The following is a 22,378-nucleotide window of genomic DNA, read 5'->3' on the forward strand; positions in this document are numbered from 1 at the left end:
CCGGATCATCAAGGACAGGGGCAACGAGTCATACCGGCCCCGAAGGCCACGAGCCCCGAACCGGGCTCTACGAAGACGGTAATGGGCGTACGGCCCAGCATGCGAACGCCCGCCGATTTTCGTCAACAGGTCGGACAATTAATCCGGGCCGTCCGGTACTCGAACTCTTCTCCCACGCGAAGTCCCAGTCCGGACCGTGGTGTTGTTGGCGAAACCCACGCCGATGGCCAGGTCGCTGCGCCGCACGACCGCCGTTACGGCCTGCCCGTATATCGCCCAAGTGACCTGCGGGCAAAAGAGCCTTGATACGAGGACGGGCTACAAGGCGATCTACCCGGCCGAGACCATCGAGGCCCATCGCGCCTTCATCGCCCGCCGCAGGGCCAGCCGACCCAGCGATGAGGATCGGACCCCCACCGAGGAGGAATGTAACGCCTTCCTCGAGCACTTCGAGGAGCGGAAGGTCTCCATCGGCACCTGCGCTCGTGCCTTTTCAAGCCCTTGTGTTCGTGAACACGCTTGCGTTCGTTGCTCGCTCTTCCGGCCGGACCCGGCCCAGCGCAGCCGTTTGGAGGAGATCCGCGAAACCGTCGTCGCCCGCATCGCCGAGGCCGAGCGCGAAGGCGGCTCGGCGAGGTCGAAGGACTCCGGGTCAGCCTGGCTGGCAGCGCTGAGACACTCCGTGGATGACCAGCAATGAGATCCGGTTCGACTGCCGGCAACGCGGCGACGGCGGCGTGCTCGTGGTCCTCCCCCGCATCGACGGAGAACCACTCACCGAGCTGATCGACAGCTTCGAGATCGCCGCCGGGATGCGGCCCGCAGGCGACGCCTACGGCGGTCTGACCCCGCAGTTCTTCCGGTTCGGCCCGATGCAGGACCACTTCCTCGGACAGTCCACCAAAGCCATGGGGCCGAAGACACCCGTTCTCGGTTGTGAATGCGGCGAGTGGGGATGCTGGCCGCTCATGGCCCGCATCACCGCGACAGCCGCCCTCGTGACCTGGGACTCCTTCGAGCAACCCCACCGAAAGACCCGCGACTACACGGCATTCGGCCCGTTCCAATTCGACCATCACCAATACGCTGACGCCCTGCGCGCGCTGGACGCCGCAATCGGCTCCGACGAGACGTGATCCGCGCCCCCCAACGCTCGTTCAGAGAAGCTTTTGTCGGATGCTCGCTCCTGAGACCAGACCCGGCCCAACGGCCACGGCTCGTCGACATCCGCGACAACCTCATCGCCCGCATCGCCCGCATCGCCGAAGCCGAGCGCGAGGGCTGGCTGGGCGAAGTCGACGGCCTGGAAGTTGGCCTCGCAGGCGCAGAGGAGAAACTCGCCCAGCTCGACGGCAAGCCAAGGGCCGTCAGCCTCGGGATCCCCACCCTGCCGAGACCTTCGCGTTCCGCACGGAGCACTCAGTGATGAAGCCTTACTGCAATGCGGACTTCAGCGCAGTAGCAGTGGATCCTGAACTCGTGGAAGGGATCTTCCAGCGGAACGCGACGCCGTCACCGTCGACGTACACGAGGGTGCCACCCTTCTCGGCGGCGGTGATATCGAATGCCACAGTGTCGACCTGGTAGGTCCCGGGTGAGATATCTGGACCACCCTCACTGAACCCAACGGCAGCGATGCTTCCCGCCCCCTTGCTGTTCCCCGCCTTGACGGTGTTCCCGTCAGGTGTCTTCCACCGGAAGCCACCCTTGCCGACTGTGGTCGTCACCGGGGACTTGGACCGATTCCCGGCTTCGACCCTGACGACAGCGAAGAGACCATGGTCGGGGGTTTCAGCGCCGGCCTTGTCGACGTAGACGACGGTATCTGGGGTGATCTGCACGGTGCCCTTACCGCCCACACCGGCGGTGTCGGCGGTCTGCCCGAACTTGAGCGCGGTGCGCGGACTCGGCTGCGGATTGCTCTCGTCATCACCGCCGGAACAGGCAGTGAGACTCAGACAGCCGACTGCTGCCAGCGCGGATGCTTTGATGATGTGCCGCATGATCCCCCCGATAGAGGCAGACGAAGTATCCAAAGTCTGCGCCACGCCAGCAAGTCAGACGGATCCACGTTGCCCTGCTGTGACCAGCAGGGCGCCCCTCGAGAGACACTCAGGCGACCACGCCAACGCCCCGAGCGCGGAGGAGGAGCAGTGGCTCGGAGGAGATCGAGGGCAAGGACCAAGCAAGCCGAGGCCATCCGCTCGCGACGACGAACCACTATTGGCCTTGAGTTTCCGCGCCCTCGCGGCTGAGAGGCTGTCCTCATGATTGAGAAAAGAGGTGGGGTTGCAGACCAGGCGGTTCACACCGGCAAGTACGCACGTGTCGAGTGGGAAAGGCGATTCCTCCTGGCCGAGCCGCCGGCGCCGTCGGCGGTGACCGTCACTCGCGTGATCAACGACCGGTATGTGACGGGAACGCGCTTGCGGCTGCGCCGAGCCGACTTCTCGGATGGCCGCTGTGAGCTCAAACTCACCCAGAAAATCCCGATTCCTCAGCCCGGCGCCGTCCAGGGCCTGGTCACGAATACGTACTTGTCGCCAGCCGAATACGACGTGCTCGCCTCACTGCCGGCCGCACTGCTGTCGAAGACCCGCGTCAGCGTTCCCCCCTTGGGCGTCGACGTCTTCGACGGTCACTTGCAGGGCTTGGTACTCGCAGAGGCCGAGTTCACCACTGACGAGGAGGCACAGTCCTTCGTTCCCCCTGCCGAGTGCGTGGCCGAGGTGACCGACGACACCCGCTTCACAGGAGGACACCTCGTCCAGGCCTCCCGCCACGAACTACTCGGGTGGCTAGCCGAATTCGGACTCCACCCGGAAGCCTCCTAACAGCTCACCCCGACCTTGTCCGCCGAATACCCTCGCTGCCCATGCGGGTGACGTGCAGAGAAGCCAGCGCAAGACGCACACGCACGGCCGCGGTGGCTGTCCTCTGTACCAGTGGTGCATGGAGCCGCCGACGGAGCAGTGGGGCACGAACGTGCGCTGCGTCAGCACCCGCCCGTAACCGCGTACCGGTTCGGGTGAAGCCGCTCGGACGGGGGAAACCTCCGGGCGCGTCGGCACGTCGTGCCAGGCATGAGGCAGATCAATGACGCTGATGTGGCCGTGGGCCTGGCCGCCGTGGAGGTCGCGCTCTCTCAACTGGGGTCAGGGGCCGCCGTGCTCGGCTCGGGGGTGTGGGGCTGGGGCCAGTGGTCGGCCGCACACGTCAGGTGTAGTAGGTGTCGAACGATCCGATCCACCATGCCGCCAACGGCAGGACACACACCTGTACGCCGGCTGTGGTCCAGCACCGGCACAGGACCGCGATCCCGGAGGTCCACCACGCCGTCGTCCGCAGTGCGCTCACCACTGCGGCCTGATATCCCTGCCCGGAGGGATCCGTCATGCCGGGATAGCCCATCCAGTCCTCGGTGAAGATGCCGTCCGAACCGAACACGATGGCCGCCGACACGAGCCAGAGATCGACCAGGAGGGCCAACACGGCGAGCGCCACGTCGAGGCGCAAGTACGCGGGCGTCGGCACCAGCAGCCGTACCGCCAGGTGTCCGTGGTGCCGCACCCAGTCCCGCGGCCAGATGCGCACCAGCGTAACGACGGCGTACACCAGCGCAGCGACGGCCGCCGCCCACCCGCCCATGAAGCACAGCCCGAAGAACAACATCACTGGACTCACGCCGGGCCAGATACCACACCATGGCGGAATGGTTCCCTCCGAACCAAGGATGATGGAAGCCAGCAGGCACTGCGATTTACCTGCGGCGCCGGCTCTTGGCCGCGCGGGAGCTACTGCCTGAACGCCTCACGCGACTGCGATCAGAACTCTTCACCCGGCCATTCCGAGCACCAAAGTGGGCAACCCTTTGACCTGTGCATATGCGCCTCTGAGCCGGGGGCGACCGGCCGCTGTACGTCCGACGTGCCGCTTCAGGCGTCGTGCCATCCGGTTCGCATCCGGCACACGCTTGATGCATGAGCGATGAGTTCGGGCGGCGGATCAGGTCTTCCCTGACATGACTCGAATCATCGCTGACATCTCGGTCTCCCTCGACGGCTTCGTCACCGGGCCCGACCCCGGCCCGGACAACGGTCTGGGCACCGGCGGCGAGGCCCTGCACACCTGGGCGTTTTCCGACGACCCCGACGACCGCCGGGTCCTGCGCGAGGCAACCGCCCGCTCGGGCGCCGTCGTCCTCGGCCGCCGGCTCTTCGACCTGGTCGACGGGCCGAACGGCTGGGACGACAAGACCGGCTACGGCGCCGGCGAGGTCGGCAAGCCCGCGTTCGTCGTCGTGACGAGCTCGCCGCCGGAGTCGGTGCGGCTCACCGATCTCGACTGGACGTTCGTCACCACCGGTCTGCCCGACGCCGTCACCGCCGCGCGCAAGCGCGCCGAGGCGGCGTCGTCGGACAGCGGCAAGGACCTCGACGTCGTCCTCATGGGCGGCGGCGCCACGATCGGCTCGGCGCTCGACGCCGGGCTGGTCGACGCGCTGACGCTGCACCTCGCGCCCGTCGTACTGGGCGCCGGGACACCACTGTTCACCGGCGGAGCGCCGCGCACGCTGGTGCAGCGGAGCGTGACCTCGACTTCGACCGCGACGCACCTGTCCTACGACGTCCTCCGGTGATCCGATGACGACCGTCAACGTTAATGAGATCGCCTTGGGCATCGAGTCGTTCGGTGACGACGACGCGCCACTCGTGCTGCTCGTGGGCGGGACGACGATGCTCTCCTGGCCCGACGCGCTGTGCGAGCGCCTCGCCGTCGGCGGGCGCCGCGTGGTGCGTTACGACTTGCGCGACAGCGGAGAGTCGACGACGGCGGACCCGGAGGCGCCCGCCTACACCCTGCGTGACCTCGCCGCCGACGCGGCGGCCCTTGCTGACGCGCTCGGCGGCGGGCCCGCGCACCTCGCGGGGATCGGCGTCGGCGGGATGGTCGCCCAGGTGGCCGTGCTCGACCATCCGGGCGCGTTCTCGGCGCTCACCCTGGCCGGCACCCGCGCGGTTGCGCCCGGCCCGCCCGACGATGACCTCCCCGACCATGACCAGGCGACGATGAGCCGGTTGTTCGCCCATCCGATGCCCGAGTGGGCCGACCGCGAGGCGGTGGCGGAGTTCGCCGCCGCCGGTGCGGAGATCCTCGGCGACGACCCCGTCGCCGCGCGCGCGATCGCCGCGCGCATCTGGGACCGCACGCCCGGCACCGCACCCCCGGTCCAGATGGCCAACCAGATGGGCATGGTGTTTTCCCGGCTCGACTGCAAACCCCGCTGGCGCGAGCGCCTGCCCGGGATCGAGATGCCCACGCTCGTCGTCCACGGCCGCCGCGACCGGTTCTTCCCCGTCGGCAACGGCGAGGCGATCGCGCGCGAGATCCCCGGGGCGCGGCTGCTCGTCCTCGATGAGGCCGCCACCGCGATCCCCGATGAGGCGGTCGGCGAGGTCGCCGAGGCGATGCTCGCGCTCGGGTAGAGCGGCCCGTGCCGCGCGGGTACGGCATCCGCGCAACAGCGGGCATCGGAGGCTCGACCCGGCCGCGGCGCCCACGTGGACGCCGCGGCGGGCCTCCGCGGCGGCGCCGTCGTGCGTTCGGCCGCCCACAGCGTCCCCTTCGACATCCGCTTGGCCACCCCCGACGAATTCGCCGTCCTCATCGCCGACTTCCTCGACTAAAGCCCTCCTCCGGGAACATGCCACAGCTCACACCGGCAAACAGAATGGGCCGGGAACAACCCACAATGGTTGACCGTTCATCCATACGTGGCTGCGGAGGGGACAGTGTCCCCGGGCCTCACCTATAGCCCATGGGGACGATCGTCCGGCTGAAGCCCCATGGTGCCTTTCGCCGAGAGGCGACCGCCCTCCGCACGCCACCCCCACACGGCCCCGGCTGGCCTCCCCCGACCAGTCGGGGCCTTCCCGTACGTGAGGCGCACCGCAACTGCCACCGGGTGGGGCATCGCTTACCGGGCGAGCGTCACCGCGACCGGCTCGTCGGGGCAGCGGCTCAGCGCCTCCGATAGCGCGCCTTCCTCACTCGGGGCGATGGTCAGCCGGCAGCGCCTCGCCAGCTCGTCGGGCTCGTCCCGCGCGATGACTTCGCATTCCACACCAACCAGGTGGTCCCTATGACCGACGCAAGCATCGAGTCAGTCACCGGCGCACGGCCCCCACCCGCACACTCCCAACCGCATCAACCACCGGAACGGCCTCAACGCCCTCACCACGCCGAGGCGCGCCGCAGGGTGACGCAACACAGCCAACACCGCCGCAGCCGCGCCATCACGCCGTTCACGCCTGTCACGTCTGTCACACCAACTCCTCAGTGACCGAGGGGCCATCCATACCGCCCGCACCGTCCGCGCCGAAGCAGATGACCGTACGCACCCCGTCGGCCCAGCAAACTCTCACGGCCAGGCCACTCACCTCGACCGTGGCCTGCTCGGCCAGCGGGGCCGCACCGGGTTCCCCGGTGAGAGCGGCCAGCGCGACGAAGACCGTCTGCGCCGCGTCTGCCCCTACGGTTCCGGTGAGTTCGGGAAGCAGGGCCCAGGGTCCGTATGCCGTGCCCTGGGGTGCGCGGACGGTGCGCTGCGTCTGCCAGCCGTACAGACCGAGCAGTTGACTCGTCACCTCCGGCCCGTGCAGCCGTACCTCCGCGGCCTGTTCGGTCTGTTCGGCCTCGGGGGCTGTGCCCGGCGACAGGGCGACGGCCCAGCCACTGTGGTGGATCGGCGTCCCCACCGGTACGCCGACCGTACGGTGCACGCGCAGTTCGAGCCTGCCACGGGCCAGCGTCAGGCTCTCGATCCGGGCCGAGGGAAGGACGGGCCCGCCCTCGGGGAAGACCGGCCGGTGCCACGAGGCGAGCCAGTTGGGGCCGGCGGCGAGCGGGTGGATGCGTACGCGTGCGCTGCGGGTGCCGCGGGCCGTCAGCGCGATGTGGTTGTCGGGGGCGTTGGCGGCGCTGGTCGGGCCGGTGCGTGTGGAGTACGCGAGCCGGGCGTAGAGCGGGTTGCCGGGGGCGCGCTCCGGCTCGCGGGAGTCGAGCTTGTAGCTGCCGTGGTTGTGCAGGCGCGCCAGGCCGTCCCCGCCGGTGGTCTGGATGAGCAGTCCGGGGGCGGGCAGGGCGAGAACACGGTCGCGCCCTTCGGTGGGCGCGTTCTCCTCGGTGGCCGTCCACACCGGGTCCTCGGGCGGGATCAGCAGGGCGAGGAATCCTTTGGAGGCCCAGTACGGGGAGCCGGGTCCGGAGTAGCGCTGGAGGGTCGCCTCGTGCGGCCCGTACCAGCCGAGGCTCAGGACACCGTCCGCGGTCAGCGCACCACGGTCCAGGAAGTGGCGCAGCGCCCCGCTGAGGATGCGGCGCGTGACGCCGGGGGCGAGCGGTGTCCGGCCGGTGACGGCGCCGAGCGCCACGGCGGTGACGGCGGCGAAGCGGTACGTCAGGGAGCGTCCGTGGTGGATGGGGGCGCCGTTCGCGTCGAAGAGGAGGGCGAAGCCGTCCAGGAACTCCTCCAGCCGCGGGCCGAGTTGGTCGAGCAGCGCCTGGTCACCCGCGAGGTGGGCGTGGAGCAGCGGATAGAAGTGGAGCGCCCAGCCGTTGTAGTGGTCGAAGGACCGGCCGTCGCCGTCGGAGTACCAACCCTGGCCCTGGTACCAGCCGTTGAGCAGGCCGAGTCCGCGCTCGATCGCGCCGCGGGTCTCGGTGTCGCCGCGCCCGACCGACTCCAGGAAGCCTGCGACCGTCAGCGGGAAGAGGTACCAGTTGTTGGGGGCGGGCGTGTGCCTGAGCGCGCCGCGCAGCCACTGCTCGACGCGGTCCTGGTCGGCGGCGGCGAGGGTGTCCCAGGTCCAGGGCGCGGTCAGCCGCAGGGCGAGCGCCACGGAGGCGGACTCCACCATCGGCTGGCCCTGGATGCCGTGGTGGCCGATCTCCGGCCAGGACTCGGCGTCGTCACGGCCCGGGGTGCGGGTGCCGCGGGCGAGGCCGGCGGTGTAGCGCTCCAGGAAGCCGTGCGGGTCCTTGCCGGACGCTCCGGCGGTGCGGAACGCGGCGAGCAGGAACGTACGGGCGAAGCCTTCGAGGCCGTCGGAGCGCACCCCCGACTTCGAGGGCGGGCCGGGCAGGTCGATCAGGGCGTGCCCGGGGGTGGCGTAGCGGAGGGCGGCGGACAGCAGCCGGTCGGCGGTGACTTCCCAGTGGGCGCGCGTGTAGCCGGTGTGCGGGCTGAGGGTGCGGTCTTCTCCGGGGGCCGTGGGGAGGCGGTGTTCGGGCATGGCAGGGGCCACGTCTCCTGTTCGTTCGGACGGTGTCCTTCGGGCGGCTGCGGTGGTCAGGCGAGGCGGGCGAGGTGTTCGGGCCGCACAGGGTGGGCGAAGGGGCGGCCGAGGGCGTACGACTCGACCTCGGCCAGCGCCAGGTCGGCGAGGCGGCGCAGTTCCCCGCCCTTGGAGCCGGCGATGTGCGGGGTGACGAGGGCGCCCGGGCAGTCCCACAGCGGTGAGTCGGCGGGCAGCACCTCCGGCTCGGTGACGTCGAGGATCGCGTGGAGCCGCCCGGACACCACCTCGTCGGTGAGGGCGTCCTGGTCGACGACGGCACCGCGCGCGGTGTTGATGAGTGTGCCGCCCGTCCGGAGCCGGGCCAGCATCGCGCGGCTGACCAGGCCGCGGGTCTCGGGGAGCAGCGGTGTGTGCACGCTGACGGTGTCGCTGACCGCGAACAGCTCCGGAAGGGAGGCCGACTGCGCCCCGAGCTCGCGTGCCTCGGCGTCGGTGACGTACGGATCGTGGAGCAGCACCGTCAGATCGTGCGGGCGGAGCAGGTCGATGACGCGGCGTCCGATGACCGAGGCGCTCAGGATGCCCACGGTCCTGCGGTAGTTGCCGGCGTCGGGGTGGCGTTCGTTCCAGTCGATGCGGCGGCGCTCGGTGCCGTAGACCCGGGCGATGTCGAGGACGCGTTTGTTGGCGAGCAGGATCATGGCGAGCGTGTACTCGGCGACCGGCACGGCGTTGGCCGCGGCGGCGGAGGACACCGCGATGCCGCGCTCCCAGCACGCGGCGGTGATGTGGTGGCGTACGGTTCCGGCGGTGTGCACGATGGCGCGCAGCCGGGGCGCTGCGTCCAGTACCGCCGCGTCGATGGGCGGGCAGCCCCAGCCGGTGACGAGCAACTCGGCGTCGGCGAGCGCGTGGTACGCGGTGGGGGTGGTGAGATCGTCCAGGACGAGCTGCGGGTCGATGTCGGTGAGGGCGGCCAGCCGGGCCCGTACGTCCGTGTCGAGGACCTGCTCAGCGGTCCTGCGTGCCATGGCGAGCACGGCGCGCGGGCGTGGACGGGGCCGGAGGCCGGGGTGGGTCACGTGACGCTCCTACGGGTCAACTGGGGCTCCTTGCACATCACTTGACGCTCCCGGCGGTCAGACCGGACTTCCAGTAGCGCTGGAGAGTGACGAACGCGACGATCAGCGGCACGACGGCGAGCAGCGAGCCGATGACGACGAGCGGGTAGTACTCGGGCGAGACGGTGGCGGAGCTGTTCCAGGTGTAGAGCCCGAGGCTCAGCGGATACAAGTGCTGGTCGGAGAGCATGACCATGGGCAGGAAGAAGTTGTTCCAGATGGCGGTGAGCTGGAAGAGGAAGACGGTGACGAAGCCGGGGCCGAGCATGCGCAGGCTGACGCGTACGTACGTCTGCAGTTCGCCGGCTCCGTCCACGCGGGACGCCTCCAGCACCTCGTTGGGTACGTAGCCGCTGCTGAGCAGGCGGGCGAGGTAGACGCCGAAGGGGTTGAACAGGACGGGGATGAAGACCGCCCAGAAGGTGTTGACGATGCCGATCTCGGAGGCCACGAGGTAGAGCGGAAGGGCCAGCACGGTCTGCGGAACCATGACGCCGGTGAGGACGAGACCGAACAGCTTCTCCTTGTGCCGGAACTCGTACTTGTCGAAGGCGTACCCGGCGGACACGCTGATGAGGGAACCGACCAGGGCGCCGACGACCGCGTACAGCAGGCTGTTGAGGTACCACTCGCCGTAGAGGCCGCCGTCCATGGCGAAGAGGTCGGAGAGGTTGCGGGAGAGGGAGAAGTCGCCGAGGGAGAAGATGTCGCTGCCGAAGAGGGCGTCGGCGTTCTTGGTGGACGCGAACAGCAGCCACAGGGCGGGCAGCATGGTGTAGAGGGCGGCGATCAGCACGACGGCGTTGGCGAAGCCGCGGCTGGTCAGTGCGGACGCGCCGAAGGGGCGGCCGAGCGGCTTGGTCGGCGGCCCGCCGGATGGGGGCGCGGGGGTCGTGGGGGTCGTCGTGGTCATGTCGCGCTCCGTTCGCGGCGGCCGGCCCATCGAGTTACCGCGAACGACAGGGCGCAGGTGACGACGAGAAGGATGACGGAGGCCGCGGAGGCGAGTCCGTAGTTGTTGCGTCGGAAGGCCGCGTCGTAGATGTACATGTTCGGTGTGAAGCGGGAGTTGACCATCGGCGTCGCCTGGTTCATCAGCATGGGCTCGGTGAACAGCTGCAGCGCGCCGATGAGGGAGAACATGCACACCATGAGGACGGATCCCCGGATGATGGGGATCTTGACCTGGAGCGCGGTGCGCACGCTTCCCGCCCCGTCGATCCGGGCCGCTTCCAGGACCTCCCGCGGCAGCGCCTGGAGCGCGGCGTAGAAGATCACCATGTTGTAGCCGAGGCCGCTCCACAGGGCGATGTTGACGATCGACGGGAGCACGGTGTGCAGGCCCAGGAAGTCGATGGTGATGTCGGCCTGGGCGAAGAGCTTGATGACCGGACTGAGCCCCGGTGTGTAGAGGTACAGCCAGATGACCGCTGCGATGATGCCGGGCACGGCGTGCGGCAGGTAGAGCAGCATCTGCGCGGTGCGCCGCAGCCGGATCAGTCCGGAGTCGAGCAGCAGGGCGAGGCTCAGGGCGCCGGCGGCCACGAGCGGAACGAAGATCACGCAGTACAGGGCGATGGAGCCGAACCCGGAGAGGAAGCTCGGGTCCTCCAGCACGGCGAGATAACTGCGCAGTCCGGTGAAGATGGTGCGGCCGCCGCCGAAGCCGAGGCCGTCGTGGTCCTCGGAGAAGAAGCTGAGGTAGACGGCATAGCCGACGGGGACGAGGAACACAGCGACGAGCAGCGCCGTGAACGGGGCGAGGAGCGTGACGTAGGCGAGCCGCTGCTGTCGGCGTCCGGCCCTGCGGGCGCGGTCGGGCGCTGCCGGTGGCGGTGTGGTCCCCGTCCGTTTTCTGGAAGTCATCACTGTGCTCACGGATGCACCTCGGCTCCAACCTGATGTGCGGCTCTGAGAGGGCTCTAAAGGGGTGGTGCGCGGCGTGGTGTGACGCGGCGGCCGGTCAGCGGGTGGTGACGGACAGACCGAGGCTCTTCAAGTCGGGCAGGGTTTTGCTCTGCGCTTCGCGGAGGGCCTCCAGGATGGTGCCGCTGCCGACACCGGCCCGCGCGAGCCCGTCGTCGCCGGAGCTGATCGTCGAGACCATGCGCGGCCCCCACTTCCATCGGGTGGAGATCAGCTCGGCCTGCTTCTGGAAGAGACTGAAGATGTCCTGGCCCGAGTAGTAGCTGGTGTCCATCTCCTTGCGGGCGACCGGGACCAGGTCGGGCACGGTCGGATACGCGCTGCTGACACCGCTGGAGAGCTTGGCGCGCAGGGCGTCCGGGCTGGTGACCATCCAGGTGATGAACTCCAGGGCTTCCTCGGGGTGCTTGCTGTCCTTGGTCACCATGAAGGTCGAGCCGCCCTGGGTGCCGAGCGACGGCTTGCTCGGGTCCCACTGCGGGGAGGGTGCGATGGCCCATTTGCCCTTGCCTCCCGGCGTGGACGCCATCATCGAGCCCGCGGCCCAGGCGCCCGCCAGCCAGCCGGCCGTCTCACCGCTCTGCAGATGCGCCCGCCACTGCTGGCTGGACGAAGGCTCGACCCGCACCAGGTCGTCGTCCACCAGTCGCTGCCAGTACGCGGCGACCTTGCGGGTGGGGGCGTCGTCCATGGAGACGCTCCAGGACTTCTCGGAGGTGTCGTACCACTGGGCGCCGGCCTGCCAGCTGAGACCGGCCATGGCGAGCGTGCCGCCGGTGGTGAAGAAGCTGGCGATACGGGAGTCGGGCCGGGCCTTCTTCAGCTTGCGGGCCGAACTCTCGAACTCCGCCCAGGTCTTGGGGACGGGGATGCCGTACTTGGTGAACAGGTCCTTGCGGTAGAGGAAGACCATCGGCTCGATGTCGACGGGCAGGGCGTAGGTGCGCCCCTCGAACGTGGTCAGGTCCATCGCCTGCGGCAGGATCTTGCGGCGCACCGAGTCGGGCAACAGGTCGGTGATGTCGCGTGGCACACCGTCGATGGCGTAACTGGGCAGCTGGGGGTACTCGATGGTGGCGACGTCAGGGGCGTTGCCCGCCCGTGCGGCATTGCTGAGCTTGGCCCAGCCGCCCTGGTCGCCCGAGGGAACCTGCTCGAAGTCGACCTTGATCCTGGTGTGGGTGCGGTTGTACTCGTCCACGACCTCCTGGCTGCCGCGCAGCGCCGACCAGAAGGTGACGTGCACCGGCCCGTCTCCGGTGCTGTCCGCCTTCCCGCCGCCGGAGCAGCCCGCCGCCAGCAGCATGGCGAAGATCGTGAGCAGTGCGGTCACGGCCGCACGTGCGTGTCTGGCTGCTGGGCGTCGACCAGTCATGGGCCCTCCCGCGTCGTTGCTGGGGTACGGGCATCCTGCGCGCCAGACGAAAAAGGCGTCAATAGATCGAACAGAGGAAACGAAATCGGTCAAACGAACAAACGGCGGAATGCCAGGCGGTTCTTGGACGGGATCAGACCGCCGGCGGAACCGTGGACTCCCTGACCACCAGCGCCGGCAGCAGTTCCACATGGCGGGTGGCACCGGGCCGAAGCCCGCCCCTCGCCATGTCGAGCCGACGCAGCAGCAACTCGACCCCGGTCCGGCCGAGTTCTGCCTTGGGCGGGGCGACGGCCGTCAGCGGGACCGGCCCCATGTCGGCGACCACGTCGTTGTACGCGACCACCGAACAGCGTCCCGGCACGTCGATTCCCGCCGCCTGCAGCCGTTGCACCAGCATCAGCGCGTCCATGTCGCTGTGGATCAGCACCGCCGTCGCGCCGCTCTCCCCCACCACCTCGGCCAGGTCGACGGCCCGTGGGTCGGCGACGCGCGGATCGGGACCCGCGGTGCTGGAGCTGAGAATCACGGGGCATCCCTCGGCGAGTCCCCGGGCGGCGGTCTGCTCGGCGAACTCGGTGCGGATGACCCGTGCGGTGGGACTGTCGTCGCGCGCCGCCAGCACGATCCGCCGGTGTCCGAGGCCGACCAGATGCCCGAGCGCCAGGTGTACGCCGTATGCGTGGTCCGAGCGCACGCAGTCCAGCGAGTAGATCCCGCCGGCCCGTGCGGGGCGCCGCTCCACCAGCACCGTGGGGACGTCCAGGGCGGCGAGCCACGCGTGGTCCTCTTCCGCCTCCGCCCGCGTGCGCCAGTGCGGCGACAGCAGCAGCCCGCGTGCCCCGGCGTCCAGCGCCTGGCGCACCGCTTCGCGCTCCGAGCCTCCGTCCCCGGCGGCGATGTGCAGCGCCAGCCGCAGTCCGGCCTTCTCTGCGGCTTCCCGCGCGCCCTGCACAGCCTCAGTGAGGTATGTGTTGCTCTCGGGAACGACCATGGCGACGGCGTCGCCCCCGGCCTCCGCCGCCTCGGGCACCGGCCGCAGCGAACGCGCCACCCCGTGCCCCCGGCGCACCTCGCCACGCTGAGCCAGGTCCTCGACGTCCCGACGCACGGTCACGACGGAGACGCCGAGTTCGTCGGCGAGGTCGGTGATGCGCGCGACACCCCGGCCCCGCACCACCTCCGCGATCCGGCTCTGCCGCTTCTCCGCCGACTCCCGCATGTCCCCACCGCTCTCACCCACGTCGACCGCGCCGCCCGGGCGCGGCCGCACGACGGCTCGCACGATCGGGTTTCGCGCGATGAGCCCATGATAGCGATCAATCGATCAAAACGGCGGTGAGTTCGCGGCATGCGACCGTCCACGCCCCGCGAAGCCGCGCCCCGGCCCTCCCGGCCATGTGACCGCAGCGTTCCCCATGACCAGACCCATGACCAGACCCATGAGCCGACAACCAAACGGTCCCGTGATCAAAGGCTTTGTCAGAGCCAGTTGGAGGGTGTCTTGAATCAGGGCTCGATGGGCTTGCACCGCATATCCGACCTGTAAGGTCGACACACATGACAGCAGAGTCACCGACGCAGACTGTGCAACGCTTGTTCCCGCTGCTCGCCGAGGGGAAGAGTGCGGAGGCGGCGGCGCTGTTCGCCGACTCGGTGTCGTTCTCGATCCCGCACCCGCCGGGCATTCCGTGGGTACCGGAGGTCGACTCGGCGGAGGGCATGCGGACCTTCTTCGAGCTGCTGCAGACCCATGTGCAAGCCAAGGAGTTCGACCTCCGCCAGGTCATCGCCGAGGGCGACGATGTGGTGCTCGTCGGGCGCATGGTCTCCGAGGTCAAGAAGACGGGCCGGGACATCGACACCGCGTTCGCCCTGCACACCACGGTCCGGGACGGGCGGATCACCCGCTACCACCTCTACGAGGACAGCTACGCCGTCGCCAAGGCCTACTTCGACGACTGATCGTCCGGCGGGCTCGCTCAGCTTGCCTTTCAACCTCTGGCCTCGAACGTCGCATCGCACTAGCTCACTCGTCCAAAGATTCTCCGGGCAGGCGGGAGGCGTTCGACTTCGCGTCACACGTCCGGGACGACTTCTCCTCGTGCCTGACCCGGCGCGGTGGCACGCTGTTCGAGTTCACGGACAACAATGCTCGGTGAGAACGGGCCGGTGACCTCGCCAGTCGAACTGACGCTGTGGGCCGAACACCGGCGTGGACACGGCGCATTGTACGACGCCTTGAACCACTGCCGCGTCGGCGTGGCGGCCGGGATGCGGCGGGCCCTGGCCGCGTTGCCGCAGCCCAACGCCGCCGACAGGCGCCTGGTTCTGGCGGGCGACGCCTCTCCGTGGCTACGAACGGACGCGCCGACCAGCCGGGACCGTCGCAGGCCCCACCCGCGCTCCGGGTCCTCGGTCGAGGCGGTTCAACGGCCCACACGGGTCAACGTCACATGCGTGACTCCGCTGGGCGAGGAGGCCGCCTCGACCTCGTAGTCCTTCTCGATGCCCTCCAGTCCGTCCCAGAGGCGTACACCTCGGCCGAGCAGGATCGGGACCACCACGATGTGCGTGTGGTCGATCAGCCCGGCGGCAAGGAAGTCGCGAATCACCGTGGGCCCTCCACCGATGCGTACGTCCTGGCCGCCAGCGGCCTCTCGGGCCGTCTCCAGCGCCTTGGCGGGCGAAGCGTCGAGGAAGTGGAACGTCGTGCCGCCCTCCATCTCGATCGACGGGCGCGGGTGATGAGTGAGAATGAAGGTCGGTGTGTGGAACGGCGGGTTGGGCCCCCACCACCCCTTCCACTCCGGGTCCTTGTGCCATCCGGGCGGACCGAACTTCCCGGCGCCCATGATCTCCGCGCCGATCCCGGGCGCGAACTGCTGCGCGAAGGCGTCGTCGAGGCCGCCGGTTCCGCCGGGCCGGCCGATCATCTTGTGCCAGAACCCGGTGGCGAACATCCACTCGTGGAGCCTTTCGCCGGCGTGTCCGAACGGCTCGTCATGGCTCTGCCCCTCACCGGTGCCGAAGCCGTCGAGCGAGATGGAGAAGTTGTGGACGCGGGCGAGCGACATGGCTGGCGTTCCCTTCCGGCTGCTGATCGAGCTTCGTCTCCGTCTGTTGATCGAGCTTCGTCGTATCAGCTCGTCATGAAGCGATGATGGCCGTCCCGACGCCATGACGTCCAATGCCGTTTCTTCCCAGGTCGCATACACAAAACTAAATCCATGCTGAACCTGACGCACCTCAAGGTGCCGGAGGCGGTCGCCCGCCATGGATCGGCGACCGAAGCGGCGAAGGAGCTGCATTACTCCCAGCCGTCGGTCAGCCGCCACCGGAGCCAGGCTCATCCAACGAGCGGGCCGCGGTATCCGACTCACCCCCGAAGGCAAACTCCTCGCACAACGGGCGACAGAGATCCTGGGACGAGTTGACGCCGCATCTGTCGAGCTGGCCGCCCGCGTGGGACTTCGCACCGGACGGGTACGACTCGCCGGTTTCCAAACCGTCCTCAGCACCCTCGTACCGAGGGCCGCAGCCGAACTGTCCCGGTCGCACCCGGGAATCGAGTTGAACCTCGTCGACGCCCACCCGGTCGAGGGCCTACAGATGCTGCGTTCCGGACACGTCGACATCGCCTTGATCTTCCGGCACGCCGACACTCCGCTGGAGGAGGAGGGATTCCGACTCACCCACCTGCTGGACGACCCCATCTACCTCGTCAGTTACCAACCCCATCAGCGTCTCGAAGACCACCGTGACTCCGCCTGGGTCGGCGGTTGCGGTCGTCGCCCAGGCGCTGGTGGCCGCCGGGATGGGTGTCGCCATCCTCAACGGACTCGCGTTGCAGGCTCACCGGGCGCCGGGCATCCACACCACACAGCTCACCGGCAACACCCGCCGGATATACGCCGCCACGTACGGCGACCCGCCGGACCCACCCGCCACAACCGCGCTGATCGAGATCCCGACATCACAGCCCCGGGTACCGAACCGGGACGAGGTGGGAGAGCCGATGCTGGTCAGTCGATCCAGCACGAGTGCGGATCGGCGCTGAGGGGAGACAGGCGCGGCCGTACCTGACGACTGTCGAGCTCGCTGAGGATCCGGCCACCGACCAACTGGCCGAGCATGCGTCCACTGCCGTAGGGACGAGAATACGACGACCACCGAGCCGCCCAGTCCCAACGAGACCGCAGCCCATGGACGAGCCCAGGTGGGTGTCCTACCCACCCGAGTTGCCCTCTCCGTTGAGCGCGTTGCCCAGCACGCCGTTGAGGACGCCGACCGGGCCGAGGACGTCGACGTTCAGGTCGTGCGACGTGCAGTTGGAGCTCTGCAGGACGTTGGCGCCCTTGCCGCCGAGGGCGCCGACCCCCCACGTTCCCGCCGGCGTCAACGGCAGGCGGCGGCTGATGAACGCGATAACGGGGACCACCACGGCACCTTCGTGCTTCGTCGGGTCGTGCGGCGGCGCACCGCTGAGCATCGTCGAGGACTACATCGAGAACCAGATGCGGCTTACCTGACCGTCACGCCCGGGGGCAGAGAACTCCGGCGCTTCGCGCCTCCAGGCCGAGGATCGCTTTCTCGCCCGGCCTGAAGACCGTGATTCCCTACGAAGATCAAGGGATGGAGCCGCTGCCGCTGTACGACGTCTTTCGCGGGTGGCGTGGCGTGGTGGAGCGGATCCCGGCGGAAGCCGCCGCCCGGCTCGGTTCCTCCAGCACGGGACCTTCAGGCGGTGCGGTACCACTGGTACCATCGGTGCCATGTCGGATCCCAAGGCGATGAATCTACGCTTCCCCGACCCCGAGCAGCGGGCGGCGATCGCGGCCGCCGCCAAGCAGGAGGGGGTCAGCATGCAGGAGTACATCCTGTCCGCTGCCTACGCCCGCGCGACCGCCGTCGAAGAGCGCTTCCTGGAGGGCTTCAAGACGTCCATGGCCCGCAGTGGCGCAGCGTTCTCGGCCGAGCCCAGCATGGTGGATCCCAGTGCTGAGCAGCGGGCGGCCGAGCAGGAAGCACGGCGGGAGCTCGAGCACCAGGGGCGAGGGAACGCCGCGTGACGCAGCCGGACCTGCCGCACCCGCTCGACGTCACGTTCCTGCTGCACGCCGCCGAGCTGCTCGACGGTGACCCCCAGGTCGACGACTACGGACCGCTCTACGCCGCTGTCGCGCGGGTCAACGCCCGGGCGATGGAGCGCGACATCTACGGATCCCTGTATCTCAAGGCGGCGGCGCTGCTGCAGACTCTGGCGAAGCTGCCGTGCCTGGAGCACTCGGGTGAGGCCTTCGCCTGGCACGCAACCGAGGCCTACCTGATCCTCAACGCACACGAGCTCGAGTACCCGCCCAAGGCGGCCGTCGCACTCGTGCGCGACGCCGCTTCCGGAGCGCTCGGTGTCGCCCGGATCGCCCGCCAACTCCGCGACTGGACCATCACCTGAACCGTGTGACGGCAAAGGCGCTGATCCGGAACTGGGCCTGAGCCACCCTCAAAAAGGGGTAGTGCTGCGCTGCTCCGCAGCGCGCTCACGGATTCGAGGGAACCACCGGCTGAAGCCGGTGGTTCCCTCGAAAGGACACCGATGGACGCGCGCTGAATCTTCGTGCGGCCGGGCTTCAGCGCGTCAGTGATGTCGGAGCCGAACTTGTCGTAGCCGCCCTGGTGTTCGGCGGCCTTGGTGCCGTTGACGTACACCGTGGAGCGCCAAACGCCCCGCCCGCCGCCCGACCCGGTACTCAGCCGGAGGCGGAGAGCGACAGGTCGGGCGCCGACGAACCGTCGGTCACTTCGGTGCAGTCACCGTCATGGCGCAGGCCGTGCCGTCGTCAACGTGCAACTCCCCTTCCAAAGCCATGGTTGCTCACGCGCGGGTCCACTTCTGGCTGGCCTGGCCGTTGCAGGTCCACAGGACGAGCGGGGTCCCGCCGGCGGTGCCGGCCCCGTTGACGTCGAGGCACAGCCCGGCGTGGACGTTGCGGATCGATCCGTCGGAGCCGATCGCCCACTTCTGGTTGTCCTGGCCGTTGCAGGGCCAGGTGATCACCCGGGTGCCGTTGGTGGTGCCCTGGTTGTAGGCGTCCAGGCACTTGTCGCCGAAGACGCGGATCTCGCCGCCCGCCCAGGTGGTCCACAGCTGGTTGGCGGCCGTGTGGCAGTCCCACAGCAGAACCGCGGTCCCGGCGGCGGTGGAGGCGTTGTCCACGTCCACGCAACGGCCGGAGGCGTTGCCCCGCAGACGCGATGTGGTGGCGGCGAGCGGGCTGCCGCCGGTCACCCGGAAGACGGCGACGCCGTGCGCGGGGACGCTCGCCGATATCTGTCCGGATGTGCTCGACGTGCCGCCGGTCCACAGGTCGGTGAGGGTGAACGGCCCGCCGGACAGGCCGACTTGTGCGGCCGTGGCGGTGACCGTCGCGGCGCCCCCTCCGCGGTTGAACAGGCCCACCGCGACCGAGCCGTCCGAGAGGGGCTTGGCGAACACCTCGGCGCTGCCGTCGTCGCGCACCCTGCGCCCGCCCGCGCCCAGAGAGTCCTGGTTCACCGCCAGCAGACGGGGGTTGCGCAGGATCGCGCTCACGTCGGCGGACATGGTGCGGATGTCGTTGCCGGCCATGAGCGGTGCGCTCAGCAGTGCCCACAGGGCGAAGTGGGAGCGGGACTCGGTCAGTGACAGGCCGGGGCGGCCGACGACCAGCATGTCGGGGTCGTTCCAGTGTCCGGGACCCGACTGCGCCGCCAGCGGCGCGGTGACGTCCAGGACGTTGCCGACGCCCATCGGATAGCTGTTGGTGTTGCCGTTCTGCCAGATGTCGAGCAGGTCCTCGGTCGTCCGCCACAGGTCGGCGACCTCGCCCCAGTTGTACGTGGCACCGGTGATGGCGTGGAAGCTGTTGGGGTTGATGCTGTAGACGATCGGCCGCCCGGTGGCGCGCAGGGCGTCGCGCATGAGCTTGAAACGCGCGATCTGCTCGTCACGGGTGCCGCTGGAGGAGCACCAGTCGTACTTGAGGTAGTCGACGCCCCACGAGGCGAACGTGGCGGCGTCCTGGGCCTCGTGCCCTCCGCTGCCCGTCGACCCGGGATAGGCGCCGGTGGTCTGCGCGCAGGTGCGTTCGCCCGGCACCTGGTAGATCCCGAACTTCAGGCCCTTGCCGTGGATGTAGCCCCCGAGCGCCTTCATCCCGCTCGGGAACTTGGTCGGGTTGGCCCGCAGGTTGCCCGCCGCGTCGCGCTGCGGGTCGAACCAGCAGTCGTCGACCACCACGTACCGGTAGCCGGCGTCCCGCATGCCCGAGGACACCATCGCGTCGGCGGCCTGGCGAACCTGAGCCTCGGTGATCCCGCACCCGAAGCTGTTCCAGCTGTTCCAGCCCAACGGTGGGGTGAGCGCCGGGCTGCCGGGCGCGGCCGAGGCGGTGGAGTGAGCGGAGGCCGTCACGGACGCGGCGACCGTCAGCACGATGGTCGCGAGGAGGCGGAGCAGTCGTCTGCCTGATCGTCTGGGCACCAAGGGCTCCTTGCGCGGAAAGGCGCCATGGGCGGGTGACACGAAGATCAATGTCACGTCCATGACACTGGACAGAAGAGAGATGGGCAGTTCGAAATTTCGTAAGCCATTCGGAAACCAAGGGCCTCACGGATACTAAGGAGGCCATCGAACATGTCAACACCCATCACCGCACCGCCTTCACGATCCGGCCATACAGGCTCGCGGAAGGCGGCGCATCCGCATCATCCGAACAACTTGCCTGCGGCGACATGGGATCAAATAACTCGAATGTTTCGTACCTGCAAACGATCCATGCGAGATGTATTGACGGGATTCACCGGCCCCCTATCATCCAGAATGCTCGACAAGCCGATCTGCGTTCGACATCTCGTACACAGAGCAGCCGCTCCGCACGAACCAGCAGGGCACCTCCGGACAACTCCAACCACCAACGGCTGGGCCACACAAGGAGAACGCCACCCGTGCAGATGTCATGGACTCATCAATCTCTGTCCCGTCGCCGCGCACTGACGGCCGCAACCGGCCTGACCGCCGGTGCCCTGCTTCCTCCGACGGCGGCCCCCGGCACCGCTTCCGCCCAAGGGCCGGCCCTCGCGACCGCGGCGGCCTTCACGAACCCGGTGATCTGGCAGGACTTCGCGGACATCGACGTCATCCGCGTCGGTGACACCTTCTACGCCTCGGCCTCGACCATGCACTACTCGCCGGGCGCGCCCGTCCTGCGATCGTACGACCTGGTCAACTGGGAGATCGCCGGCCACTCGGTGCCCGTACTCGACTTCGGCGCCAAGTACGACCTGAACGGTGCCCGTGGCTATGTCAGGGGGATCTGGGCGTCGTCGCTGGCCTACCGGCCGAGCAACAGGACGTTCTACTGGCTCGGCCAGATCGACTTCGCCCGGACGTACGTCTATACCGCCACCGCCGCCGAGGGGCCGTGGAACAGGCTGACGACGATCAGCACCCCCTACTACGACGCGGGGCTGCTCGTCGACAGCGACGACACCCTCTACGTGGCGTACGGGAACACCACCATCAACGTGGCCCAGCTCTCGCCCGACGGCCGCAACCAGGTCCGCACACAGCAGGTGTTCACGACACCGTCGAGCGTGGGCACCCTGGAGGGCTCCCGCTTCTACAAGATCAACGGGCAGTACTACATCTTCCTGACCCGCCCCGCGAACGGCCAGTACATCCTGAAGTCGTCGAGCGGCCCCTTCGGTCCGTACACGATGCGGCAGGTCCTTCTCGACCTGCGCGGGCCGATCCCCGGCGGTGGCGTCCCACACCAGGGCGGGCTGGTGCAGACGCAGAACGGCGCCTGGTACTACCTGGCCTTCGTCGACGCGTACCCCGGTGGCCGGATGCCCGCTCTGGCGCCGGTCACCTGGACCGCGGACGGCTGGCCGGTCGTGCAACTCGTCAACGGCGCATGGGGCGCCTCTTATCCCAGCCCTGCCGTGCCTCCTCCGCCCCGCCAGGTCACCCCCATGACCGGCGTCGACACCTTCGACGGCACGGCCCTCAAGCCGAGGTGGGAGTGGAACCACAATCCGGACAACACCAAATGGTCGGTGAACAGCGGCCTGACCCTGCGGACCGCGACCGTCACCAACGACCTCTACTCGGCCCGTAACACCCTCACGCATCGCATCCAGGGCCCCACCTCCACCGCCACGGTCCAGCTCGACCACACCGCGATGCGGGACGGCGACCGGGCCGGACTCGCGCTGCTGCGTGACTCGTCCGCCTGGATCGGCGTCAAGCGCGACGGCGGCGCGACGCGGGTGGTGATGGTCAACGGGCTGACCATGGACGGCAATTGGAACACCACCGGCACCGGTACCGAGGTCGCGAGCGCGCCCGTCTCAGGCGGCCGCATCTGGCTGCGCGCGGGCGCGGACATCCGACCCGGCGCGGCACGCCCCGGCACCTTCTCCTACAGCACCGACGGCACCACGTTCACCCGCCTCGGGCCCGCCTTCTCCATGGGCAACGACTGGCGGTTCTTCATGGGCTACCGATTCGCCCTCTTCAACCACGCCACGCAGGCGCTCGGCGGAGCGGTCCGCGTCACGCGGTTCGAGCTGTCCACGCCCTGAACGATCGGAGGATCGCACACCCAACCCCC

The 22,378-nt window shown here is 69.0% G+C and carries 26 protein-coding genes and 1 pseudogene; 15 read left to right on the forward strand and 12 right to left on the reverse strand.

The genetic code is table 11. The features are described from left to right. The first annotated feature begins 205 nt into the window (after positions 1-205). Genes GAS53_RS55345 through GAS53_RS27735 form a run of 3 tightly spaced genes read left to right on the forward strand, consistent with a single transcriptional unit; the run spans position 206 to position 1,426 of the window. Positions 206-700, forward strand: coding sequence for a hypothetical protein (locus GAS53_RS55345; protein WP_225859112.1), 495 nt, complete (start codon positions 206-208; stop codon positions 698-700). Then, positions 687-1,136, forward strand: coding sequence for a hypothetical protein (locus GAS53_RS27730; protein ID WP_151480456.1), 450 nt, complete (start codon positions 687-689; stop codon positions 1,134-1,136). Before GAS53_RS55345 ends, GAS53_RS27730 begins: the two co-directional genes overlap by 14 nt. Continuing rightward, entirely contained in the window at positions 1,133-1,426 is a 294-nt protein-coding gene (locus GAS53_RS27735; RefSeq protein WP_225859113.1) for a hypothetical protein, read from the forward strand. The genes GAS53_RS27730 and GAS53_RS27735 overlap by 4 nt, the downstream gene beginning before the upstream one ends. 7 nt (positions 1,427-1,433) lie before the next feature. On the opposite strand, the gene GAS53_RS27740 is transcribed toward GAS53_RS27735, so the two are convergent. Then, positions 1,434-2,003: a hypothetical protein gene (locus tag GAS53_RS27740; RefSeq protein WP_151480457.1), complete on the reverse strand. Its 570-nt coding sequence runs from the start codon at positions 2,001-2,003 to the stop codon at positions 1,434-1,436. 264 nt (positions 2,004-2,267) lie between these two features. Here GAS53_RS27740 and GAS53_RS27745 point away from each other — a divergent pair, with 264 nt between their 5' ends. After that, positions 2,268-2,834, forward strand: a complete 567-nt coding sequence (locus tag GAS53_RS27745) for a CYTH domain-containing protein (RefSeq protein WP_151480458.1) — start codon at positions 2,268-2,270, stop codon at positions 2,832-2,834. A 382-nt stretch (positions 2,835-3,216) separates the two neighbouring features. Here GAS53_RS27745 and GAS53_RS27750 read toward each other — a convergent pair whose 3' ends face one another. Further along, the gene (locus GAS53_RS27750; protein ID WP_225859114.1) at positions 3,217-3,684 is read right to left on the reverse strand and encodes a hypothetical protein; all 468 of its coding nucleotides are present in this window, start codon (positions 3,682-3,684) and stop codon (positions 3,217-3,219) included. A 337-nt stretch (positions 3,685-4,021) separates the two neighbouring features. Here GAS53_RS27750 and GAS53_RS27755 point away from each other — a divergent pair, with 337 nt between their 5' ends. The 3 genes from GAS53_RS27755 to GAS53_RS57685 all read left to right on the forward strand — a co-directional run bounded on the left by GAS53_RS27755 (position 4,022) and on the right by GAS53_RS57685 (position 5,687). After that, complete coding sequence (locus GAS53_RS27755) at positions 4,022-4,639, forward strand: dihydrofolate reductase family protein (RefSeq protein WP_151480459.1); 618 nt, start codon at positions 4,022-4,024, stop codon at positions 4,637-4,639. Positions 4,640-4,643: 4 nt separating this feature from the next. After that, complete coding sequence (locus tag GAS53_RS27760) at positions 4,644-5,486, forward strand: alpha/beta fold hydrolase (protein ID WP_151480460.1); 843 nt, start codon at positions 4,644-4,646, stop codon at positions 5,484-5,486. Between the two features lie 75 nt (positions 5,487-5,561). Further along, complete coding sequence (locus GAS53_RS57685; RefSeq protein WP_263974169.1) at positions 5,562-5,687, forward strand: hypothetical protein; 126 nt, start codon at positions 5,562-5,564, stop codon at positions 5,685-5,687. Between the two features lie 290 nt (positions 5,688-5,977). Here the strand turns inward: GAS53_RS57685 and GAS53_RS55350 are convergent, their stop codons facing one another. The 7 genes from GAS53_RS55350 to GAS53_RS27795 form a co-directional block, all read right to left on the reverse strand. Then, the gene (locus tag GAS53_RS55350) at positions 5,978-6,124 is read right to left on the reverse strand and encodes a hypothetical protein (protein WP_192583312.1); all 147 of its coding nucleotides are present in this window, start codon (positions 6,122-6,124) and stop codon (positions 5,978-5,980) included. A 199-nt stretch (positions 6,125-6,323) separates the two neighbouring features. Further along, entirely contained in the window at positions 6,324-8,294 is a 1,971-nt protein-coding gene (locus GAS53_RS27770) for a DUF2264 domain-containing protein (RefSeq protein WP_151480461.1), read from the reverse strand. Between the two features lie 56 nt (positions 8,295-8,350). Continuing rightward, the gene (locus GAS53_RS27775) at positions 8,351-9,382 is read right to left on the reverse strand and encodes a hydroxyacid dehydrogenase (protein WP_404829299.1); all 1,032 of its coding nucleotides are present in this window, start codon (positions 9,380-9,382) and stop codon (positions 8,351-8,353) included. Between the two features lie 37 nt (positions 9,383-9,419). Further along, positions 9,420-10,334 carry a carbohydrate ABC transporter permease gene (locus GAS53_RS27780; RefSeq protein WP_192583313.1) on the reverse strand — a complete coding sequence of 305 codons (915 nt, stop codon included), beginning with the start codon at positions 10,332-10,334 and terminating at the stop codon, positions 9,420-9,422. Then, the gene (locus GAS53_RS27785) at positions 10,331-11,287 is read right to left on the reverse strand and encodes a carbohydrate ABC transporter permease (protein ID WP_151480555.1); all 957 of its coding nucleotides are present in this window, start codon (positions 11,285-11,287) and stop codon (positions 10,331-10,333) included. Before GAS53_RS27785 ends, GAS53_RS27780 begins: the two co-directional genes overlap by 4 nt. Before the next feature lie 97 nt (positions 11,288-11,384). Further along, a complete protein-coding gene (locus GAS53_RS27790; RefSeq protein WP_151480462.1) occupies positions 11,385-12,722 on the reverse strand; it encodes an ABC transporter substrate-binding protein in 1,338 nt (445 codons plus the stop codon). A gap of 133 nt (positions 12,723-12,855) precedes the next feature. After that, a complete protein-coding gene (locus GAS53_RS27795) occupies positions 12,856-13,944 on the reverse strand; it encodes a LacI family DNA-binding transcriptional regulator (protein ID WP_151480556.1) in 1,089 nt (362 codons plus the stop codon). Between the two features lie 338 nt (positions 13,945-14,282). On the opposite strand from GAS53_RS27795, the gene GAS53_RS27800 reads away from it, so the two are divergent. After that, a complete protein-coding gene (locus tag GAS53_RS27800) occupies positions 14,283-14,687 on the forward strand; it encodes a nuclear transport factor 2 family protein (protein ID WP_151480463.1) in 405 nt (134 codons plus the stop codon). A gap of 186 nt (positions 14,688-14,873) precedes the next feature. After that, positions 14,874-15,221, forward strand: a complete 348-nt coding sequence (locus GAS53_RS56550; protein ID WP_225859116.1) for a transposase — start codon at positions 14,874-14,876, stop codon at positions 15,219-15,221. Here GAS53_RS56550 and GAS53_RS27810 read toward each other — a convergent pair. Continuing rightward, positions 15,152-15,799: a dihydrofolate reductase family protein gene (locus GAS53_RS27810; RefSeq protein ID WP_151480464.1), complete on the reverse strand. Its 648-nt coding sequence runs from the start codon at positions 15,797-15,799 to the stop codon at positions 15,152-15,154. The two genes, GAS53_RS56550 and GAS53_RS27810, sit on opposite strands and share 70 nt — an antisense overlap. 153 nt (positions 15,800-15,952) lie before the next feature. Here GAS53_RS27810 and GAS53_RS56555 point away from each other — a divergent pair, with 153 nt between their 5' ends. The 3 genes and pseudogenes from GAS53_RS56555 to GAS53_RS56565 all read left to right on the forward strand — a co-directional run bounded on the left by GAS53_RS56555 (position 15,953) and on the right by GAS53_RS56565 (position 16,782). Beyond that, the gene (locus tag GAS53_RS56555; protein ID WP_225859117.1) at positions 15,953-16,159 is read left to right on the forward strand and encodes a helix-turn-helix domain-containing protein; all 207 of its coding nucleotides are present in this window, start codon (positions 15,953-15,955) and stop codon (positions 16,157-16,159) included. A gap of 28 nt (positions 16,160-16,187) precedes the next feature. Beyond that, a pseudogene (locus GAS53_RS56560) lies at positions 16,188-16,457 on the forward strand (LysR substrate-binding domain-containing protein); the annotation flags it as partial. A 25-nt stretch (positions 16,458-16,482) separates the two neighbouring features. After that, positions 16,483-16,782, forward strand: a complete 300-nt coding sequence (locus GAS53_RS56565; RefSeq protein WP_225859135.1) for a type 2 periplasmic-binding domain-containing protein — start codon at positions 16,483-16,485, stop codon at positions 16,780-16,782. A gap of 168 nt (positions 16,783-16,950) precedes the next feature. Here GAS53_RS56565 and GAS53_RS27820 read toward each other — a convergent pair whose 3' ends face one another. Further along, positions 16,951-17,214, reverse strand: a complete 264-nt coding sequence (locus GAS53_RS27820) for a hypothetical protein (protein WP_225859118.1) — start codon at positions 17,212-17,214, stop codon at positions 16,951-16,953. Between the two features lie 283 nt (positions 17,215-17,497). On the opposite strand from GAS53_RS27820, the gene GAS53_RS27830 reads away from it, so the two are divergent. After that, a complete protein-coding gene (locus tag GAS53_RS27830) occupies positions 17,498-17,794 on the forward strand; it encodes a type II toxin -antitoxin system TacA 1-like antitoxin (protein ID WP_225859119.1) in 297 nt (98 codons plus the stop codon). Next, a complete protein-coding gene (locus GAS53_RS27835; protein ID WP_151480466.1) occupies positions 17,791-18,177 on the forward strand; it encodes a fic family toxin-antitoxin system, toxin component in 387 nt (128 codons plus the stop codon). Before GAS53_RS27830 ends, GAS53_RS27835 begins: the two co-directional genes overlap by 4 nt. Before the next feature lie 420 nt (positions 18,178-18,597). On the opposite strand, the gene GAS53_RS27840 is transcribed toward GAS53_RS27835, so the two are convergent. Beyond that, positions 18,598-20,244: a glycoside hydrolase family 27 protein gene (locus GAS53_RS27840; RefSeq protein ID WP_151480467.1), complete on the reverse strand. Its 1,647-nt coding sequence runs from the start codon at positions 20,242-20,244 to the stop codon at positions 18,598-18,600. Between the two features lie 470 nt (positions 20,245-20,714). On the opposite strand from GAS53_RS27840, the gene GAS53_RS27845 reads away from it, so the two are divergent. Beyond that, positions 20,715-22,349, forward strand: coding sequence for a glycoside hydrolase family 43 protein (locus GAS53_RS27845; protein ID WP_192583322.1), 1,635 nt, complete (start codon positions 20,715-20,717; stop codon positions 22,347-22,349). Positions 22,350-22,378: the final 29 nt, after the last annotated feature.

Source organism: Streptomyces albicerus (genome assembly GCF_008905045.1).
Lineage (GTDB): Bacteria > Actinomycetota > Actinomycetes > Streptomycetales > Streptomycetaceae > Streptomyces > Streptomyces albicerus.

Excerpts from the sequence above, each read along its gene's own strand:
- GAS53_RS27730 (WP_151480456.1), top strand. The coding sequence starts at position 687 with ATGACCAGCAATGAGATCCGGTTCGACTGCCGGCAACGCGGCGACGGC.
- GAS53_RS27740 (WP_151480457.1), bottom strand. The coding sequence starts at position 2,003 with ATGCGGCACATCATCAAAGCATCCGCGCTGGCAGCAGTCGGCTGTCTG.
- GAS53_RS27745 (WP_151480458.1), top strand. The coding sequence starts at position 2,268 with ATGATTGAGAAAAGAGGTGGGGTTGCAGACCAGGCGGTTCACACCGGC.
- GAS53_RS27755 (WP_151480459.1), top strand. The coding sequence starts at position 4,022 with ATGACTCGAATCATCGCTGACATCTCGGTCTCCCTCGACGGCTTCGTC.
- GAS53_RS27760 (WP_151480460.1), top strand. The coding sequence starts at position 4,644 with ATGACGACCGTCAACGTTAATGAGATCGCCTTGGGCATCGAGTCGTTC.
- GAS53_RS27770 (WP_151480461.1), bottom strand. The coding sequence starts at position 8,294 with ATGCCCGAACACCGCCTCCCCACGGCCCCCGGAGAAGACCGCACCCTC.
- GAS53_RS27780 (WP_192583313.1), bottom strand. The coding sequence starts at position 10,334 with ATGACCACGACGACCCCCACGACCCCCGCGCCCCCATCCGGCGGGCCG.
- GAS53_RS27785 (WP_151480555.1), bottom strand. The coding sequence starts at position 11,287 with ATGACTTCCAGAAAACGGACGGGGACCACACCGCCACCGGCAGCGCCC.
- GAS53_RS27790 (WP_151480462.1), bottom strand. The coding sequence starts at position 12,722 with ATGACTGGTCGACGCCCAGCAGCCAGACACGCACGTGCGGCCGTGACC.
- GAS53_RS27795 (WP_151480556.1), bottom strand. The coding sequence starts at position 13,944 with ATGCGGGAGTCGGCGGAGAAGCGGCAGAGCCGGATCGCGGAGGTGGTG.
- GAS53_RS27800 (WP_151480463.1), top strand. The coding sequence starts at position 14,283 with ATGACAGCAGAGTCACCGACGCAGACTGTGCAACGCTTGTTCCCGCTG.
- GAS53_RS56550 (WP_225859116.1), top strand. The coding sequence starts at position 14,874 with ATGCTCGGTGAGAACGGGCCGGTGACCTCGCCAGTCGAACTGACGCTG.
- GAS53_RS27810 (WP_151480464.1), bottom strand. The coding sequence starts at position 15,799 with ATGTCGCTCGCCCGCGTCCACAACTTCTCCATCTCGCTCGACGGCTTC.
- GAS53_RS56555 (WP_225859117.1), top strand. The coding sequence starts at position 15,953 with ATGCTGAACCTGACGCACCTCAAGGTGCCGGAGGCGGTCGCCCGCCAT.
- GAS53_RS27820 (WP_225859118.1), bottom strand. The coding sequence starts at position 17,214 with ATGCTCAGCGGTGCGCCGCCGCACGACCCGACGAAGCACGAAGGTGCC.
- GAS53_RS27830 (WP_225859119.1), top strand. The coding sequence starts at position 17,498 with ATGTCGGATCCCAAGGCGATGAATCTACGCTTCCCCGACCCCGAGCAG.
- GAS53_RS27845 (WP_192583322.1), top strand. The coding sequence starts at position 20,715 with ATGTCATGGACTCATCAATCTCTGTCCCGTCGCCGCGCACTGACGGCC.